Raw genomic sequence first — 17,786 nt, 5'->3', positions numbered from 1 at the left:
CCCTTTAATCTTTAATCTCCCACTCTGTGAATATATCGAACGCTCGTTCCGAACATTCGTTCATGTTTATATCTGAATTATATATAAAGAACACATGTTTGTCAATAGATTCGATTAAAATAATCGAACATATTTTCTAAACATTTGTTTGCTTTTTCACTTTTGCTATGGTAGACTTATATTAAAGTATCGGGGATATCCCCACTTATATTTAGTAATCGTTTAGTAATCGAAAGGAGTATGTTTCAATGGCACAGGGTAAGATTTCATCAAAACAACAAGAGATTCTTGACTATATTAAGTCTCAGATTCTTGAGAGAGGATTTCCGCCTGCTGTGCGTGACATCTGTGAAGCTGTACATTTGAAGTCTACTTCTTCTGTTCACTCTCATCTTGAGACACTTGAAAAGAACGGTTATATTCGCCGTGATCCTACGAAGCCAAGAGCAATTGAGATTCTGGATGACTCTTTTGCAATGATGCGCCGCGAGATGACCAGTGTTCCTATTATCGGTCACGTAGCTGCCGGGGAACCGCTTCTTGCTGAACAGAATATCGAAGACTACTTCCCTATTCCTGTCGAGATGCTTCCGAATGCGAATACATTCCTGTTAAAAGTACAGGGTGAAAGTATGGTAAATGCCGGTATCCTTAACGGGGACCTGGTACTGGTTAAGGAACAGCATAATGCGTCTAATGGAGAGATGGTCGTTGCCTTGATTGAAGATGGGGCTACGGTTAAGACATTTTACAAAGAAAATGGCTATATCAGACTTCAGCCAGAGAACGACTATATGGATCCGATCATTGTACCAGATGTTACGATTCTTGGCAAAGTAATCGGTGTATTTAGATTTTTCGAATAAATAATGCGAAAAAGATAATCGGGCAAAGAATAAAAACTTTGTCCGATTATCTTTTTGTTCTAAATTGTATGAAGTTCATATGCTCTTGTGCCAAGACCAATCTTCTCTGCATGAGCCAGGCAGGTCTCCCACTCCGCATCCGGATGTGTCATATGGAAATGATCGTGATGTTTATGTCCCATCTCTTTGATATTCTTATCAAGCTCACTGCCATCGATAACAGGCATCTGATTGCACAGATCTGCGCAGGCCTGATCTAATGCCACAGGATCAAACGATGCAAGCATACCAACATTAGGAATGATCGGAATATCATTCTCTGCATGACAGTCACAATTTGGTGATACGTCACATATCAGAGATACATGGAAACATGGTCTGTCCTTACATACCGCATAGCTGTATTCAGCCATTTTATAATTCAGCATCGCAACGGAATCGCTGAAATCTGCTGCAATCGCATCCTTTGGACAGACTGCCAGACATCTTCCGCAGCCCACACATTTATCATGGTCGATCAATGCTTTTCTTTCGGTAATAACCGGTGCATCATGTGCACAGATTCTCGAACAGGCACCACATCCTATACAGTTATCCTGATCCACACTTGGTTTACCGTCGCAGTGCTGTTCCATTTTACCGGCTCTTGAACCACATCCCATACCGATATTTTTAATTGCACCGCCAAATCCGGCTGTCTCATGTCCTTTGAAATGTGTCAGTGAGATAAAAACATCTGCATCCATGATTGCCTGACCAATCTTTGCTTCTTTTACATATTCGCCATTAATCGGAACAATCTCTTCATCAGTTCCCTTCAGACCGTCACCGATGATAACGTGACAACCGGTCTGATATGGCGAAAACCCATTGATGTATGCAGTCTCCAGATGATCCAGTGCATTCTTTCTGCTTCCGACATAAAGTGTATTACAATCTGTAAGAAATGGTTTACCGCCAAGTTCTTTTACATAGTCTGCCACAACCCTTGCGTAATTCGGTCTTAAGAATGCAAGATTACCATATTCTCCGAAGTGAATCTTAATAGCCGCATATTTTTCATAAAAATCAATATTTTCAAATCCGGCAGTCTTCATGAGTCTGTGCAATTTCTGAAGCAGGTTCTCATTCAGTGTTGCTTTAAATGTTGTAAAATAAACCTGTGATTTATCCACGATTTTACCACTCCTTTTACAAATCATCTCTCATAATTTCTTTTCCATCATGCCAGATGTGTTCCAGATTGTAGAAACTTCTGTTCTCTTTATCAAACACATGCACGATCACATCTGCATAATCCAGCAGGATCCATGGGCTGTTACCATTACCCTCTCGCTGCTTCATGGCAAATCCATTCTTATGCATCTGCTCTTCTACATTCTCTACCAGTGCACTAACCTGACTGTTGCTGTTTCCGGTTGCGATCACAAAATAATCTGCAATCGTAGAAACAGTTGAAATATCAATAATCTTAATATCTGCACCTTTCTTTTCATCCAGTGCATCATATATAACTTTAGCCATTGTATTCGCCTGATTCATATACAGTCCTCCTGATTAAAAATTACCTTTTGTTTTCATAGTACTGACAAGTCTCTGCTGTCATAGGATCTAGCGGTTTCCCGGTACTGTTCAGATATCCCAGTGAATCATGCAATATCCGGTACAAACACGCATCAATATCATGAAATGCCAGATATCGCACATCATTCATATTCGGAAGTTCTTTCCTTCCCGGTTCCATATAATCAGATATATATATAATCTTATCCATCAGAGTCATCTCCGGTCTCCCTGTGGTATGATAGCGTATCGCATCCAGAATCACCGGATCCAAGATTCCGTATTTTTCTTCTGCCAGATAAGCACCAAGCTTTGCATGCAGAAGTCCTGGATTCGCATATTCTATATCTGTAACGGGAATCTCATGTTCTTTACACATACGTATCTTCTCATCCGCAGGGATACATTTGGCACAGTCATGTAAAAGTCCTGCTGTCAGTGCCTGTGTGAGATCTGCACCATGACACATTGCCATAGCTGATGCTGTATACATGACACCCAATGTGTGCTGATAACGAAGCTCATCCAGTTCCTTTTTCAGTTCATTCTGAATAAATGTAAGCTCATGATTCATTAATGTCATTACACTCCTTTATACAAATGATGTTCTCTGATATATTCTTCTGCTTCGATTGGAATTTCGCCTGTCACAGAACCTCCTTGCTGCAGTCGGTTCCGTAGCTCATGAGATGCCATCGGAAGCACTGGCGTAACCAGAAGACGGAAATCTGCATTGTATTTGCGATTCAGCTCAGCAATCTTATCTTCCATTACCTGACGATTGTTTTTATCATCTCTGTATGCAGCCAAAATTGTACAGGTCGCAGCGATTCGCTCCGGATGCACCCACTGTTCAAACATAAACAGTGAATCCGCGCCAATGATAAAATAAAAATGATTTTCCGGATATTTTTCTTTAAAATATTCCATTGTCTGATAGGAATATGAGATTTCCTGCCGTTTAATCTCATAATCTTCCAGACGAAAGTAATCATACTTTTCAATTGAACGAGTTACCATCTCCATGCGGTCTTCTCTCGTTGTCTGGAACACACTATCCTGTTTATGAGGCGGATTCCCATTCGGCATAAACCAGACCTGATCCAGCTTAAATTCACGATATGCATATTCTCCCAGCATCAGATGTCCGTTATGAATGGGATCAAATGTGCCTCCCATTATTCCAATTTTCATGTCTACTCCTCGATAGTACACATAAATATTTTATGGTAACTGTATCTTTTTCTTGTCGTCTTTACTTTCTTTATACAGAACGATTTTCTTACCAATTACCTGTACAACCTGTGAATGTGTACGCTCTGCAAGAACTTTTGCCATTTCTTTCGGATCATCGACACAGTTCTGTAATACGCTGAGCTTGATCAGCTCTCTTGCTTCCAACGCTTCTGATACAGCCGCAGTCACTTCCGGTGTTACACAGTTCTTTCCAATCTGAAATACCGGATCCATGGTCATGGCAAGACTCTTCAAATATGCTCTCTGTTTTGTAGTCATTCCTGTTCTCCTTTATTTATAATAATCAAACTGGAGACCGTACATGCGTACGGTATCGCCTTCTTCAATACCAGCATCTTCCAGTTCTTTCAGGATTCCAGTATCCTTCAGGAACTTCTGGAAGAATGCAAATCCCTTCTCTGAATCCAGATTGGTATAACCAAGCATTTTCTCGATCTTTGGTCCTTCTACGACATACATACCATCTTCTTTTTCTACAGTATACGGAAGATCCACGTAAATCAGTTCATCCTCAGGGAAATACTCCTGCTCAAATACGATCGGTGCTGCATCCAGATCCTTTAACTGATCAGACACATAATACAGAAGTTCATTCAAACCTTCTCCTGTAACACCGGAAATCGGAAACACCTTGTATCCCTGTGGCTCGAATTCATCTTTCAGACGCTTGATTGGATCGTTCTCCGGATCACTGTAAATCGCATCGATCTTATTTGCTGCGATTACCTGTGGACGATTCGCAATATCAGCGTTATACGCCTTTAATTCTGCATTGATCTTGTAAATGTCATCGACCGGATCACGTCCTTCGGTACCTGCAGCATCTACTACATGGATCATCAGCTTGGTACGCTCAATATGACGCAGGAATTCATGTCCAAGACCCACACCTTCTGACGCACCCTCAATCAGACCCGGAATATCTGCGATTACAAATCCTCTTCCGTCCGGAAGATCTACTACACCGAGATTCGGATTCAGAGTGGTAAAATGATAGTTCGCGATCTTTGGCTGTGCATTGGTTACTCTTGATAAAAATGTAGACTTTCCTACATTTGGAAATCCAACCAGTCCCACGTCTGCAATGACTTTAAGCTCAAGATTAACCCAGAGCTCCTGGGATGGCTGTCCAGGCTGTGCATACTTGGGAATCTGCATCGTAGATGTCGCAAAATGCTGATTACCCAGTCCTCCACGTCCACCTTTCAAGATCACCTGTCTTCTGTTGTCGCCGGACATATCTGCAATGACTTTGCCGGATTCTGCTTCTTTGACAACGGTTCCTTCTGGCACTTTCAATACAATATCTTCTGCGTCTTTTCCGTGGCAGCGTCTCTTACCACCCTGCTCACCGTCTTTGGCGGCATATTTACGTCTGTGACGATAATCCTGAAGTGTATTTAAGCCTTCATCCACTTCAAATATAACATCGCCTCCACGTCCGCCGTCTCCACCATCGGGACCGCCATTTGGCACATATAATTCACGACGAAAACTTACATGTCCGTCCCCGCCTTTACCGGATCTGATAAATATTTTTGCTCTGTCTGCAAACATTGCGGTTTTCCTTTCCTGAAATATAACGAAAGTGCTGTTCCATAACTGTAATCAGTTACTTCGCAGCACCCTCCGTAAGTCTCATGTCTAATTACTCTGCAACTGGGTAGATAGAAACCTGTTTCTTATCTCTTCCTTTTCTCTCAAAACGAACAACGCCGTCAACCAGTGCGAACAATGTATCATCGCCACCGCGACCTACATTAACTCCCGGATGAATCTTTGTTCCACGCTGTCTGTAAAGAATGTTGCCAGCTTTTACAAACTGTCCGTCGGCTCTCTTAGCACCAAGTCTCTTGGACTCAGAGTCACGTCCGTTCTTTGTAGAACCTACTCCCTTTTTGTGTGCGAAATACTGAAGGTTTAATTTCATCATTATCGTTACACCTCCTCAAATGTTAAGTGAATATATTCTTTATAGTCCTGATCGTCTGCCATATTCTCGAATCCGAGAATCATCGCAGACAACAATAGTTCGGTTTCCTTCGTCGGCTTTTCTTTCAGCCTCAGATCAATGAGTCCTTCTGATTCATTGGTCGTCAGTGAGAACTTCGCTGTAGTCAACGCTTCGATTGCATTACAGGTATTAATTACCAGCATGGATATTCCGGCGCAGATAATATCTTCTCCGGCATCCGCATACTCAGCATGTCCGATTACAGTAAAACCGATACATTCATTTTCTTTGTTACGATAAATCGTTACATGAGTCATGAAAAATCTCCGAATTAAGCGTTGATCTTTTCAATCTTAACAGCTGTGTACTGCTGTCTGTGACCATTTTTCTTATGGTATCCAGATTTTCTCTTATACTTGTAAACGATGACTTTTCTGGCTTTTCCGTTCTCAACTACGGATGCTTCAACAGTTGCACCAGCTACTGTAGGAGCTCCTACTTTAAGCTCTCCGTCGCTTACTGCAAGCACCTGGTCAAATGTATAAGTTTCGCCAGCCTCTACACCAAGCTTCTCTACTTTAATGATATCGCCTTCGGCTACTTTGTACTGTTTACCACCTGTTGCTATAATTGCGTACATATGGCACCTCCTATTATCATTACTCGCCAACTACGGTGATCACACGCTATGTGCAATACTTATTACCTCATTGTGCGGCATACTTGATTATAATAGCATAAGCTTGCTGTAAAAGCAAGCTTATTACTAAAAAATATTTTATTTTTTAAAGCAGATGAATTCCATGCTTTGCTGTCTCTTCAATCATCTCATCCGGCCACAGAGAAGACTGTACTTCTCCGATATGTGCCTTTCTCAGATAATACATACAGATACGCGACTGTCCGATACCTCCGCCAATTGTATATGGCAGTTCGCCGTTCAGCAATGACTTCTGGAATGCAAGTTCCTTGCGTTCTTCACATCCGGCAATTTCTAACTGTTTCATCAGAGAATCTTCGTCTACTCGGATACCCATGGAAGAAAGCTCCAGTGCAATATCAAGAACCGGATAATATACGATAATATCTCCGTTCAGCTCCCAGTCATCATAGTCAGGTGCTCTTCCATCATGCTTCTCACCAGAGGCCAGCACTTTACCAATCTGAGAAATAAAAATTGCACCTTTTAATTTAGCATAAGCATATTCTCTTTCTTTAGAGGTCTTATCCGGATACATATCTTCCAGTTCCTGCGATGTAACAAATGTAATCTCATCAGGGAGTACTGCTTCTATATAGTTGTATCTGCGTGCCATGTAATCTTCTGTATCTTTTAATGCAGCATATACTTTCCTAACGGTATATTCTAATGTTTCAGTATTGCGTTCTTCTTTGGAGATGACCTTTTCCCAGTCCCACTGATCCACGTAGATAGAATGGATATTATCTGTGTCCTCATCTCTGCGGATCGCACTCATATCTGTGTAAAGCCCTTCTCCTGAATGGAATCCGTATTTTTTCAACGCATAACGTTTCCATTTCGCCAGAGAATGTACAATCTCTGCCATGTCATCATTCTGTTCTTTAATACCGAATGCAACCGGGCGCTCCACACCGTTCAGGTTATCATTCAATCCGCTCTCCGGCTTTACAAATAGCGGTGCAGACACGCGGGTAAGATGCAGGTTCTTAGCAAGTGAACTCTGGAAATGATCCTTAATTTCTTTGATTGCTACCTCCGTTTCCCGTATTGTAAGTGGAGAGAAATATCCCTCCGGCATAATTATCTCTGCCATTCTCTTATTCCTCCTTAATTTTCCGGCTGTCCGGAATCTTCGTACCAAGTAATTTTTCTGCGTTTGTGTGGAATATCATCTGTTTTTCTGTTTCTGTGAGACTCGTTGATTCCAATGTCTGCACAAATTCTTTCTGTCCGCCCCATGGGGAATCACTGGCAAAAAGAATACGGTCTGCGCCTTGTTTACGGACGATACGTATGAATTGTTCTTCAGCAATATGTCCGAATACAACACCGGTATCAAACCACACCGGCGCTCCGACCAGATATTTTTCAACATCGTCCCACATCATGAGACTGCCCATATGTGCAAGTACCAACTTTTCCGGATGAACTGCATCAATCATCTTTACAATCCTATCGGGTGTGCAGTGTGTCAGCTCTTTGTAACCCGGATCAAATCCACAATGAACACTTACAATTAATCCCAGTTCACTCGCCACATCAATAATCCGTTCACATCGGATATCATCGATAAATGTTTGCTGATAATCGGGATGTAATTTAATGCCTTTAAATCCTTGATTTTTTAAAAACATCAGTTTCTCACGGACATTTTCCGTATCCGGATGGATTCCTCCAAACGAAAGTAATCTGTCCTGACCACGAAACTGCATTGCAAACCGGTTAATCGAATCAAACTGCTCCGGCTTCGTAGCTACAGGAAGAATCACGGAACAGTCAATCCCTGCCTCTTCTGACGAAGCCTGCAGTCCTGCCGCAGTACCATCTGTATACGGTACCGTCTCGCAATTCGCCTCCAGAATTGCAAGCGTCTTCTTTACAATCTTCTCCGGAAATATATGTGTATGAAAATCTATCATAACTTTTATATTCCTCTTTTCGCATATTAAATCTTTATTATTACAACTGTGTCATTACAAAAATGTCATAAATTGCTTTGATTGCATTATCAAAGTCATGGTTCCGCACGCCAATGATAATATTCAACTCACTGGATCCCTGATCGATCATGCGCACGTTCACATTGGCATGTGCCAGTGCTGAAAAGATTCGTCCGGAAGTACCACGGGTAGACTTCATACCGCGACCTACCACAGCGATCAGTGCAAGATCAGATTCCATTTCCACAAAATCCGGTTCTACTGCGCGGTGGATGCCTGCCACAACTTCCTGTTCCTTTTCTTCAAACTCATCCTGATGTACCAGAATTGTCATGGTATCAATACCTGACGGCATATGCTCAATAGAAATACCATTATTATCAAATACTTCCAGCACACGCTTACAGAATCCTACTTCTGAGTTCATCATTGCTTTTTCAATAGTAATAGAAGCAAAATCCTTCTTACCTGCGATACCTGTAATGACAAAACGCGGCTTTCTGCAGGTTGCCTCTACGATCAGTGTACCTTTATCTTCCGGTACGTTCGTATTACGGATATTGATCGGAATACCTTCTTTACGTACCGGAAAAATTGCATCTTCATGAAGTACAGATGCTCCCATGTAAGATAACTCTCGAAGCTCACGGTATGTAATCACATCAATTGCTTTTGGGTTCTTTACCACGCGTGGATCAGCGATCAGAAATCCTGATACATCTGTCCAGTTTTCATACATGTCTGCATGAACTGCCTTTGCCACAATGGAACCCGTTACATCAGAACCACCTCTGGAAAATGTTTTCACCGTTCCATCATATCCTGCTCCATAGAATCCTGGGATTACTGCTTTTTCGGTATGTGCCAGACGCTCCGACAGGATCTTCTGTGTCTTATCTGCGTCAAATCCACCCTTTTCATTAAAGAAGATCACTTCTGCTGCATCGATAAATTCATAGCCAAGATAAGCAGCCATGATCATACCATTCAGATACTCTCCTCTGGACGCCGCATAATCGCGTCCCACCTTCTTGCTGAAATTCTCGCGGATCACCTTAAACTCCTGATCCAGGCTCAGATCCAGCTTAAGTCCGTCAATGATCTCCTGATAACGGGCTTTGATCGCATCTAACTGCTCATCAAAATCTTCTTCCTGGATTGCCAGATGATAGCAGCTGTACAACATATCTGTTACCTTTGTATCCCCGGAAAAACGTTTTCCCGGTGCGGATGGTACCACATAGCGTCTGGACTCTTCCTGACGGATAATGGCTCCAACCTTTTTAAACTGTTCTGCACTTGCCAGCGAGCTTCCTCCGAATTTAACTACTTTTTTCATTCTTTTGTAGACCTCCATAAATCTCGAATTGTGTTACCGGTTGGCTAACCTCTTATCACATCACCAAATTCTGCATTTGCAGCTTTCTTCAGGTCTGCCGGAGCAAGCTTTATCTGCATGCCAAGCTTACCGCCGCTCACATAAATCTCATCAAAATCCCTTGCGCTTTCCTGAATAACAGTCGGAAAACTCTTTTTCATTCCAATAGAAGTACATCCGCCACGGACATATCCTGTCACCTTGGTCAGATCCTTCAGATGCAGCATCTCCAGTGATTTCTCACCAACTGCCTTGGCTGCCTTCTTAAAATCAATTTCATCTTCAATTGGGATTACAAATACATAATGATTACCTGTCTTTCCTGTCGTCACAAGTGTCTTAAATACCTGCCTATGATCCAGATTTAATTTATCTGCCACCTGGATACCATCTGTGAATTCATCACACTCATAGGTCTCATAAGTATACGAGATCTTCATACGGTCAAGAATCCGCATGGCATTGGTCTTAATCTCTTTTTTACTCATTATCTTACCTCGTTATCGTATGCTTTGAAGCTGTATATGCCACTATTCTGCTTCTAGTTCATTACTATACCACTTGCCACGGCACTTTAGCAAGATAAAATATCCCAGCCAAGTGATTCTAATGATACAAATCTTGGATTTTCGGACTTAGGATTCTTCGCATAAACTTCTCTTCTATGATAATGAAGCTTCACCTCTTCTTCGCCGACATATTTTAAAAATGTCTCCATCACAAGATCCGGTTTCAGGTTATTCTCACTTCCCGCCGCAAGCTGCATACAGATTCCCGAAGGCTCCATATGCATGTCATAGATCATCGGACGGATGTCCACTTCCTTTTCACTGCGCTTCGTCTTCTTCATAACTTTAATCTCCGGTTGCTCCAGAAATGCAGCGAGCGCTTCATTCCAGTTATCAGGGAACACCGGTGTCTCACTATTATGTTCTCTTAACGCTGTCTCTTCCATATCTTTTGGCACGATCAGATAATCCGCAGCAGCCACCAGCGTCATACCGCTGTATTTTTTCTCATCCTGGATCTGTCTGAAACTTACGACATCGATACCGTCTGCCATTGTTTGATTCAACTGTCTGACTGCATCCTCCGATGTAATATCCCCCGCAAGCTCAATATCCAGATATTCCCCTTCGCTTGTCACGCCAAGTCCGAGCGGCTGTGCGAAAGACATGATCATATGAGGACTGTATCCTCCGGTAAATGCGATCGGGATATCTGCGCGTCGCATTGCCTTCTGGAAGAAACGCATCACATCCAGATGTCCAATGTATTTCAGAATTCCGTATTTGCGGAACTTAATTCTTACTTTCAATGCAGACACCTCCTTTCCATTTTGCCACACCGCATCCAGAACACTGCATACGGCAGTTCGGTGTCACTTCGCCCTTCATGGCGCGATCCCATTCTCTTCTGAGGAACTTCTTCGTCACGCCGATATCGATAAAATCCCATGGAAATACTTCATCTTCCCCGCGTTCCCTAAGATTATAAAATCCAATCTCAATACCTGTATTGTCAAATGCCCGCATCCATTTATCATTATCAAACTGTTCACTCCAGGAATCATAGATACATCCCATGCGATAAGCTTCTTCGATGACTGACGCTATCTTGCGATCACCTCTGGCAAATACACCCTCCAGCACACTTACCTCAGCATCATGCCAATTGTAACGCAGACTCTTTTTATTGAGCTGATTAAGAAATGCATGCTTTACAATTGCTGCACGTTCAATATAGTCTTCGTGATTCAGCATCGGTGCCCACTGGAACGGTGTAAATGGCTTCGGTATAAAGAACGAAGAGCTTGCTGTAATCTGGCATTTGCCATTTCTCTGATCCTTTGGAATCTCATAATATCTTCTGGCAACCTTATCTGCCAGAACAGCGATTGCCTCCATATCTTCCTCCGTCTCAGTCGGAAGTCCCAGCATGAAGTAAAGCTTTACTTTGTTCCATCCACCTTCAAATGCCTGTCCGGCTCCGGAAATGATATCCTCTTCCGTCAGACCTTTATTAATGACGTTACGCATCCGCTGGGAACCAGCCTCCGGTGCAAATGTCAGACTGCTCTTACGGATATCCTGCACCTGGCTCATTACATCCAGCGAAAATGCATCAATCCGGAGAGATGGCAACGAAATATTGATTCCTTTATTTTTAAAGTTATCGATCAGGAATGTCACCAGTTCCTTTAATTCACTGTAATCACTGGTACTTAAGGAACTAAGAGATATCTCCTCATGACCTGTATTCTTCAGCATATTATATGCATACTGCTTCAGCGTCTCGACGTCACGTTCTCTGGTCGGGCGGTACAACATACCAGCCTGACAGAATCTGCAGCCACGAATACAGCCGCGCTGTACTTCCAATACCACACGATCCTGCGTCACTTTAATATAAGGAACGATCGGTGCCTGCGGATAGGTCGTGTTCGTCACATCCATGACTACCTGCTTGTGGATCACGGACGGTGCATGCTTGTTAACCGGGAAAAACTGATCGATCGTTCCGTCTTCGTGATAAGTCACATCATAGAACATCGGAACATAGATGCCATCGATCTGACAGGCTTTCGCCAGAAAGTCCATACGCGATCCGCCATTTTTCTTATTCTCTTTGTACGTATCCAACAGTTCATCATAGACCGTCTCGCCCTCACCGATATAAAACATATCGAAAAATTCTGCAATCGGCTCCGGATTATACGCACATGGACCACCACCGATCACAATCGGATCTTTCTCGGTCCGGTCCTTCGCATGAAGCGGAATGCAGGCCAAGTCTAACACCTGCAGAATATTGGTATAACACATCTCATACTGGATCGTGATTCCAAGAAAATCAAAATCACGCACAGGATCCTGCGATTCCAGTGCAAACAGCGGAATCTTCTCTTCCCTCATCACTTTATCCAGATCTACCCACGGAGAATACACGCGCTCACACCACACATCATCCCTGCGGTTGAACATATCATACAAAATCTGAATTCCCAAATGGGACATACCAATTTCATAGACATCCGGGAAGCACATTGCAAAGCGGACATCTATATCATCCAATTTTTTGGTCACTGCATTCACCTCGCCACCGATGTAGCGCGCCGGTTTCTCTATTTTCATCAAAATTTCGTCACTTAAAGCTAACTTTCTCATTCATTACTCCTTGATTTATACATTACAATGATAAACTTTAAATCATATTGTTTCATTGTAGCATGAATCCAAAGCTTCGGCAAATTATCTTTCAACTATTTTGCCGTCTTCTATATGAATAATTCTTGAGCCATACTCAGCCAATGACAGATCATGCGTCACCATGATAATTGTCATTCCCTTTTTATTCAAATGATTCAATATTTCCATAACTTTTTTAGAATTTTCGCTGTCCAGATTACCGGTCGGTTCATCTGCTAACAGAATCTCCGGTTTATTGGAAAGCGCCCGCATAATTGATATTCTCTGCTGTTCTCCTCCGGATAACTGAGAAATGTGTTTACTCTTCAAATGTTCCATATGAAATTCGTTCAGTAATTCCTGTGCTCTTTTTATTCTTTCTTTTTTAGATATTCCTGCATATCCGAGCGGAACTACGATATTTTCTAAAACATTCATTTCTTGTATCAGATGATACGCCTGAAACACAAATCCAATTCTCTGATTTCTAATAGCAGCCTTTTGTTTGTCTTTTAATTGATTAATGTCTACTCCATCCAGTAAATATTCGCCTTCCGAGGCTTGATCAATCAAACCAATAATATTTAAAAGCGTTGATTTCCCACTTCCGGAACTGCCATAGATACATACGAATTCACCGGAAGCAACTGTCAGATTTACACCCTTTAATACGTTCGTTTCTATATCTTTTCCGTAATATGTTTTTCTTATATTCATTAATTCAATCATTCTATCACCTAATACCCATTCAATAATTCTATGATTTTCTTACGTTTCAGTCTTTTATAATTCATTCCGGACACGACAATGGTGATAAAGCAACAGATGCATAGACTTATAACAAATACCATTGGACTTCCCTGTACTTTGATATACCCTATCATGAGTCCGATATCCATATAGTAAGTAGCTATATACCCGATAACCACTCCAAGAAAAGTCCCTATTCCATTCATCAATGCAATTTCCAGCAATATCTCACAGAATATTTTTTTATAATCTACACCGCACGAAAGGCTGATGCCATATGTTTTCTCACGCCGGTCAAACAATAACCGGAAAACCGATAAGATTCCCACAAAAAATATCAGCAAAAACAAACCACCCAGATGCATTAATAATTGTATAGATTGTTTTACTTTATACCCATTATTCTGCAAATCAATTTCCGGCGAATAAATACGATAGGAATATGTATTTCCATGGATTTCTGTCAGATAGTTCTCGATCTTTTCAAATGTTGTATCACTTACTTCTTTTGAATTCCATTCCATATGAATATAAGCCATTTCTATCTCCTGTTCCATTTGCCGCATATATTCTAACGGAACAATCACGCAATTTTTAAGTTTTATATCTGCGACTTCTGTTTTCCATGACTGACTATTTATGTCTTTTGGCAATTTCTTAGAAGTTAATCCTGATACTGCAAACTGTGTTCTGATATTCTCTATGGAAGATCCCCAATAAGAATCTTCCCGTTTTAAGCCTATTTTGTCATAATCTGCCAGAATCATGGTAAATTCATAGTTATTAATGCTGTCTGTATAAAATTCGGGAACAGCAATATAACAGAATGTCTTATTATTTGTTATTTTCTGTATCGTTTCATAATCTTCAAATGTCAACGCCGGATTCCCAATGGATGCAACAGCATCCGGACTGGTTATTTCCAGACACCAGTCATACCGCTGCTGCTTCCTCTCTTTTTCTTCATTTAGCAGTGACGAATAAAGATTCAATGAATAAACCAACACGCCGATACCCAATGTAATTTCTATAATCATTAATATAGAAATCCACTTATTCCATTTCAGATGCTGCCATGCCATTTTAATTATATAATTCACTCTGTCTCCTTTATCTTTAACATATAAGATATTTGATATAGTTTCATTCTTCTCATGGAACACCATGTCAAAATTCCGCAGAGCATAAACGCTGTAAATGCCATTTCAATCACAACCACTCTATCTAATACAATCACATTGTCTAATGCAAACATCTTTGCCAGTGGATTCATAGTCAAGAGTACAAGTACTGCTGCACACAATGAAATCACTACATTTTCCCCAAATGCTGCTACTTTTATTTCTGCTCCGGATGCCCCGACAGCCATATTTACTCCTGACATTCCCCGCTCATTTTCAACTTTCTCAATAATTACTATTGATTCATTTAACAAGAAAAATAACAATGCAATTCCAGCTATAATTAGTCGAAGGAGCCGCCATTGATCTTTTGTTCTGACTGCGTTATCGTATAATTCTACTCCTGAGCTCATCGATATGAGTTCTGCGTTCGGATCATGATCTGCAATCCATTTCATCACATGATTACTCACATCTTCTGCTTGACCGTTCCTAATGAAAAATGTTCCTGTAAACTGTATTTTTCCATCATTTTGATATAGCTTTTTCATAGTTCGGTAAGGTATCACAATTCCAGAATAAATACTGCTATCCATAATCCCTATAATCTTGTATTGCTTTCCATGGATCATCAACGAATCACCTGGTTGATAGCCGTATTCTTTTGCACATTGCATATCCAACAAACATACCATTGCACCATCTTTCATTTCCTGTTCATGAAACATTCTGCCATCCAGATCCGGGATCGGATAAGCATAATTTTCATCAATGCCTATTACAGAGACATATTTGTGATTCCATTCTGTAAAATCTTCTTCCTGATATGCCTTTATAAAACAGTTCATATTTTCATCGGAGAACTCCTCAAATTTCTTACCGAACCAGTCGATCTGTACGGTGTTCTTCATCCCATGAAAAGTGGTAAAATAAAACACTCTGTCTACCGACCTGATATTAGCCAGGCAGAATGCAGGCAGCAGAAGCCCGACATAAAAGGAAAGTACATACAATAAATACTTTTTCTTTTGATGCAGAATTTTCAACCATATCTGATATAAAATATATTTTTTTCGATTCATACATTTCTTTCCTCTTTATTCAAAAATATGATAGATCTTCTTTGCCACTGGCATTACGAGAAAATACTCATTTTGATCACTTTTTGCTATCTGTGGATATTCTTCATTTTCCAGTCCCTGAAGCGATGCAATGGTTTCTATGTATTTGCCCTCCATATCAAGCCGATATATAGATGCTCCCGAACCTGAAACACAGATTATTCCATCTTCATCAAGGAGAAAATTTCTAATGCCAAATCCGCATGGCAACTCACATACCTCCCTGAGTTTTTTTCCTTTGATAGTCATGAGTTTTCCCGGTACCGTTGTAATCGCTCCGAAACAGTCCTCTTTTTCGTCATAATATATTCCCATTGAATTAATCGCGTATATCTGACCATTATATTCTCGGATTGATCCGATAAAATTAGTTCCGATTTCCTGTAATTCTCCCTTCTGATACCAATCAATCACAGGATTATGTAATGACATTCCTGTAACATATACACCTGTCTCATTTACTGCAATGGTTTGAGGCTGGTAATCCGGACCTAATAGCTTTGATTCTTTTAAATCTATCTTCTCTATATAATTCAAGTCACTGTCGAATACCTGAACTCGATTATTCCCCTGATCTATTACGTATAATTTCTGAGCATATTCGGCAATTGCCCCAGGAGATATAAGCTTTTCTTCTCCAGATTGATCTATCGTTTTTAATACATTTCCGAAATAATCGATTTTAATAATAGAATTTGTCTCACTATCTGTAACTACAATTCCATCTTCCAGACAGACAATTCCACAAGGTTTCACTATATTATCATTCTTCCATTCTTCAACCACTGCATTTGACATAATCTCCTGGAGATTATCGAGATCTGATATCTCATTTTCTACATCATCATAGTCATAGATAGGTAATATATCATTTTGAGAATTTATCATCTTTTGATAATTTTCGTTATGTTTTGGTTGACAGCCTATCATAGCGCAGCTCATACTTCCAACAACTAATAAAATCAACATTTTCTTCCTCATATCTCATACCCACTCCTTCCGATATTGTTTATTTACCTATTAGACCATTGAGATTAAAATTCGTTACAAAAAAAGAAGACAGCATAATCACTGTCTTCCTCTAAGTCATTCTATTTATCTCTTACTCTTCATCGCGATCATATCACCAAAGATTGGTGTCGGCATTCCGAATCCGCCGGATACATCCATGATCTGTCCTGTCGTATATGCCGCATCATCGCTTGCGAAATATGCAACTGCTCCCGCAATTTCTTCAGGCGTTGCCATTCTCTTGATCGGAATGTGTTTCAAGAAAAATTCCTGGAATTCCGGTGTCAGATTGTTTGATACAGCTTCTGTTGCTGTCATTCCCGGTAATACGGCGTTACAACGGATGTTATCTCTTGCGCACTGCGTTGCAATAAGTTTGGTCAGATAATTGATTGCTGCCTTACTGGTTCCGTATGCAATCTGGGAAATATCCGGACGCAGACCTCCGATGGAAGAAATGTTGATAATACTTCCACCGCCATTTGCTGCCATGTGTGGAATTGCAGCCTGGCTGGTCATAAATACACTGGCAAGATTAATATCAACAGTACGGATATACTCGTCATATTCTGTATTTTTGATATCCAGATCTTTCTGTGGATTAGATGTTCCGAAATTATTTACCAGAATATCAATTCTTCCTTCATTCTTGAATACTTCTTCTACCATAGAAGTATAAGTTTCCTTTTCAGTTGCATCGTTATATACGGTTTTTACGTTGCATCCTTCATCATTCAGTTCTTTTGCACGATTCTCTGCGCGCTCCATATTTCTGGCGGCCATATATACAGTTGCTCCTTCTCGTGCAAGACGCTGTGTGCAGGCAAGTCCGATTCCTCTTGTAGATGCAGTTACAATTGCTACTTTTCCATCTAATCTCATAATCCCATGCTCCTTTCCATATAATCAGTCTTTATGAAATATTTGTTTGTTA

21 protein-coding genes are annotated in these 17,786 nt (G+C 40.8%); 1 reads left to right on the top strand and 20 read right to left on the bottom strand.

Features of this window, described 5'->3' with window-relative positions; all coding sequences use genetic code 11:
* Positions 1-248 precede the first annotated feature (248 nt).
* Positions 249-866: a transcriptional repressor LexA gene (lexA, locus tag DWZ93_RS03075; protein ID WP_118383867.1), complete on the top strand. Its 618-nt coding sequence runs from the start codon at positions 249-251 to the stop codon at positions 864-866.
* Positions 867-925: 59 nt separating this feature from the next.
* On the opposite strand, the gene DWZ93_RS03070 is transcribed toward lexA, so the two are convergent.
* The 20 genes from DWZ93_RS03070 to hdhA all read right to left on the bottom strand — a co-directional run bounded on the left by DWZ93_RS03070 (position 926) and on the right by hdhA (position 17,734).
* Positions 926-2,041, bottom strand: a complete 1,116-nt coding sequence (locus tag DWZ93_RS03070) for a DUF362 domain-containing protein (protein ID WP_118451921.1) — start codon at positions 2,039-2,041, stop codon at positions 926-928.
* Positions 2,042-2,057: 16 nt separating this feature from the next.
* Entirely contained in the window at positions 2,058-2,408 is a 351-nt protein-coding gene (gene rsfS / locus DWZ93_RS03065; protein ID WP_118383865.1) for a ribosome silencing factor, read from the bottom strand.
* Positions 2,409-2,430: 22 nt separating this feature from the next.
* Positions 2,431-3,003, bottom strand: coding sequence for a bis(5'-nucleosyl)-tetraphosphatase (symmetrical) YqeK (gene yqeK, locus DWZ93_RS03060; protein WP_118452071.1), 573 nt, complete (start codon positions 3,001-3,003; stop codon positions 2,431-2,433).
* A gap of 8 nt (positions 3,004-3,011) precedes the next feature.
* On the bottom strand, positions 3,012-3,623 hold the full coding sequence (gene nadD / locus DWZ93_RS03055) for a nicotinate-nucleotide adenylyltransferase (protein WP_118451920.1): 612 nt from the start codon (positions 3,621-3,623) through the stop codon (positions 3,012-3,014).
* Positions 3,624-3,653: 30 nt separating this feature from the next.
* Positions 3,654-3,944: a ribosome assembly RNA-binding protein YhbY gene (gene yhbY, locus DWZ93_RS03050; RefSeq protein WP_118451919.1), complete on the bottom strand. Its 291-nt coding sequence runs from the start codon at positions 3,942-3,944 to the stop codon at positions 3,654-3,656.
* 12 nt (positions 3,945-3,956) lie between these two features.
* Positions 3,957-5,243, bottom strand: a complete 1,287-nt coding sequence (gene obgE, locus DWZ93_RS03045; RefSeq protein WP_118451918.1) for a GTPase ObgE — start codon at positions 5,241-5,243, stop codon at positions 3,957-3,959.
* A 91-nt stretch (positions 5,244-5,334) separates the two neighbouring features.
* Complete coding sequence (rpmA, locus tag DWZ93_RS03040; RefSeq protein WP_118383861.1) at positions 5,335-5,619, bottom strand: 50S ribosomal protein L27; 285 nt, start codon at positions 5,617-5,619, stop codon at positions 5,335-5,337.
* A gap of 5 nt (positions 5,620-5,624) precedes the next feature.
* Positions 5,625-5,957 carry a ribosomal-processing cysteine protease Prp gene (locus DWZ93_RS03035; protein WP_118451917.1) on the bottom strand — a complete coding sequence of 111 codons (333 nt, stop codon included), beginning with the start codon at positions 5,955-5,957 and terminating at the stop codon, positions 5,625-5,627.
* A gap of 14 nt (positions 5,958-5,971) precedes the next feature.
* Positions 5,972-6,280, bottom strand: a complete 309-nt coding sequence (rplU, locus tag DWZ93_RS03030) for a 50S ribosomal protein L21 (RefSeq protein ID WP_118383859.1) — start codon at positions 6,278-6,280, stop codon at positions 5,972-5,974.
* A 145-nt stretch (positions 6,281-6,425) separates the two neighbouring features.
* Complete coding sequence (gene asnA / locus DWZ93_RS03025) at positions 6,426-7,436, bottom strand: aspartate--ammonia ligase (protein ID WP_118383858.1); 1,011 nt, start codon at positions 7,434-7,436, stop codon at positions 6,426-6,428.
* A gap of 4 nt (positions 7,437-7,440) precedes the next feature.
* The gene (locus DWZ93_RS03020) at positions 7,441-8,262 is read right to left on the bottom strand and encodes an amidohydrolase family protein (RefSeq protein WP_118383857.1); all 822 of its coding nucleotides are present in this window, start codon (positions 8,260-8,262) and stop codon (positions 7,441-7,443) included.
* Between the two features lie 40 nt (positions 8,263-8,302).
* Positions 8,303-9,622 (bottom strand): aspartate kinase, encoded by a 1,320-nt coding sequence (locus tag DWZ93_RS03015; protein ID WP_118383856.1) that lies wholly within the window; start codon positions 9,620-9,622, stop codon positions 8,303-8,305.
* 44 nt (positions 9,623-9,666) lie between these two features.
* Positions 9,667-10,149 carry a Cys-tRNA(Pro) deacylase gene (ybaK, locus tag DWZ93_RS03010; RefSeq protein WP_118451916.1) on the bottom strand — a complete coding sequence of 161 codons (483 nt, stop codon included), beginning with the start codon at positions 10,147-10,149 and terminating at the stop codon, positions 9,667-9,669.
* An 86-nt stretch (positions 10,150-10,235) separates the two neighbouring features.
* Positions 10,236-10,979, bottom strand: coding sequence for a TIGR03936 family radical SAM-associated protein (locus DWZ93_RS03005; protein WP_118383854.1), 744 nt, complete (start codon positions 10,977-10,979; stop codon positions 10,236-10,238).
* Positions 10,963-12,828 (bottom strand): TIGR03960 family B12-binding radical SAM protein, encoded by a 1,866-nt coding sequence (locus DWZ93_RS03000; protein ID WP_118451915.1) that lies wholly within the window; start codon positions 12,826-12,828, stop codon positions 10,963-10,965. Before DWZ93_RS03000 ends, DWZ93_RS03005 begins: the two co-directional genes overlap by 17 nt.
* An 84-nt stretch (positions 12,829-12,912) precedes the next feature.
* On the bottom strand, positions 12,913-13,578 hold the full coding sequence (locus DWZ93_RS02995) for an ABC transporter ATP-binding protein (RefSeq protein WP_118451914.1): 666 nt from the start codon (positions 13,576-13,578) through the stop codon (positions 12,913-12,915).
* 8 nt (positions 13,579-13,586) lie between these two features.
* On the bottom strand, positions 13,587-14,699 hold the full coding sequence (locus DWZ93_RS02990; protein ID WP_158574273.1) for an FtsX-like permease family protein: 1,113 nt from the start codon (positions 14,697-14,699) through the stop codon (positions 13,587-13,589).
* Positions 14,696-15,802 (bottom strand): ABC transporter permease, encoded by a 1,107-nt coding sequence (locus DWZ93_RS02985; RefSeq protein ID WP_118451912.1) that lies wholly within the window; start codon positions 15,800-15,802, stop codon positions 14,696-14,698. The genes DWZ93_RS02990 and DWZ93_RS02985 overlap by 4 nt, the downstream gene beginning before the upstream one ends.
* Before the next feature lie 15 nt (positions 15,803-15,817).
* Positions 15,818-16,822, bottom strand: a complete 1,005-nt coding sequence (locus tag DWZ93_RS02980) for a hypothetical protein (protein ID WP_147364652.1) — start codon at positions 16,820-16,822, stop codon at positions 15,818-15,820.
* Positions 16,823-16,936: 114 nt separating this feature from the next.
* Positions 16,937-17,734, bottom strand: a complete 798-nt coding sequence (gene hdhA, locus DWZ93_RS02975; RefSeq protein WP_118451910.1) for a 7alpha-hydroxysteroid dehydrogenase — start codon at positions 17,732-17,734, stop codon at positions 16,937-16,939.
* Positions 17,735-17,786: the final 52 nt, after the last annotated feature.

It is taken from the genome of Dorea sp. AF36-15AT, from assembly GCF_003477705.1.
GTDB classification, from domain to species: Bacteria; Bacillota; Clostridia; order Lachnospirales; family Lachnospiraceae; genus Claveliimonas; species Claveliimonas ammoniilytica.
Note: the sequence above shows the minus strand (reverse complement) of the source record. Positions and strands in the feature narration are given on the sequence as shown.

Coding starts and splice junctions, on each gene's coding strand:
- lexA (WP_118383867.1), top strand. CDS start 249: ATGGCACAGGGTAAGATTTCATCAAAACAACAAGAGATTCTTGACTAT.
- rsfS (WP_118383865.1), bottom strand. CDS start 2,408: ATGAATCAGGCGAATACAATGGCTAAAGTTATATATGATGCACTGGAT.
- yqeK (WP_118452071.1), bottom strand. CDS start 3,003: ATGAATCATGAGCTTACATTTATTCAGAATGAACTGAAAAAGGAACTG.
- nadD (WP_118451920.1), bottom strand. CDS start 3,623: ATGAAAATTGGAATAATGGGAGGCACATTTGATCCCATTCATAACGGA.
- yhbY (WP_118451919.1), bottom strand. CDS start 3,944: ATGACTACAAAACAGAGAGCATATTTGAAGAGTCTTGCCATGACCATG.
- obgE (WP_118451918.1), bottom strand. CDS start 5,243: ATGTTTGCAGACAGAGCAAAAATATTTATCAGATCCGGTAAAGGCGGG.
- rpmA (WP_118383861.1), bottom strand. CDS start 5,619: ATGATGAAATTAAACCTTCAGTATTTCGCACACAAAAAGGGAGTAGGT.
- DWZ93_RS03035 (WP_118451917.1), bottom strand. CDS start 5,957: ATGACTCATGTAACGATTTATCGTAACAAAGAAAATGAATGTATCGGT.
- rplU (WP_118383859.1), bottom strand. CDS start 6,280: ATGTACGCAATTATAGCAACAGGTGGTAAACAGTACAAAGTAGCCGAA.
- asnA (WP_118383858.1), bottom strand. CDS start 7,436: ATGGCAGAGATAATTATGCCGGAGGGATATTTCTCTCCACTTACAATA.
- DWZ93_RS03020 (WP_118383857.1), bottom strand. CDS start 8,262: ATGATAGATTTTCATACACATATATTTCCGGAGAAGATTGTAAAGAAG.
- DWZ93_RS03015 (WP_118383856.1), bottom strand. CDS start 9,622: ATGAAAAAAGTAGTTAAATTCGGAGGAAGCTCGCTGGCAAGTGCAGAA.
- ybaK (WP_118451916.1), bottom strand. CDS start 10,149: ATGAGTAAAAAAGAGATTAAGACCAATGCCATGCGGATTCTTGACCGT.
- DWZ93_RS03000 (WP_118451915.1), bottom strand. CDS start 12,828: ATGAGAAAGTTAGCTTTAAGTGACGAAATTTTGATGAAAATAGAGAAA.
- DWZ93_RS02995 (WP_118451914.1), bottom strand. CDS start 13,578: ATGATTGAATTAATGAATATAAGAAAAACATATTACGGAAAAGATATA.
- DWZ93_RS02985 (WP_118451912.1), bottom strand. CDS start 15,802: ATGAATCGAAAAAAATATATTTTATATCAGATATGGTTGAAAATTCTG.
- DWZ93_RS02980 (WP_147364652.1), bottom strand. CDS start 16,822: ATGAGGAAGAAAATGTTGATTTTATTAGTTGTTGGAAGTATGAGCTGC.
- hdhA (WP_118451910.1), bottom strand. CDS start 17,734: ATGAGATTAGATGGAAAAGTAGCAATTGTAACTGCATCTACAAGAGGA.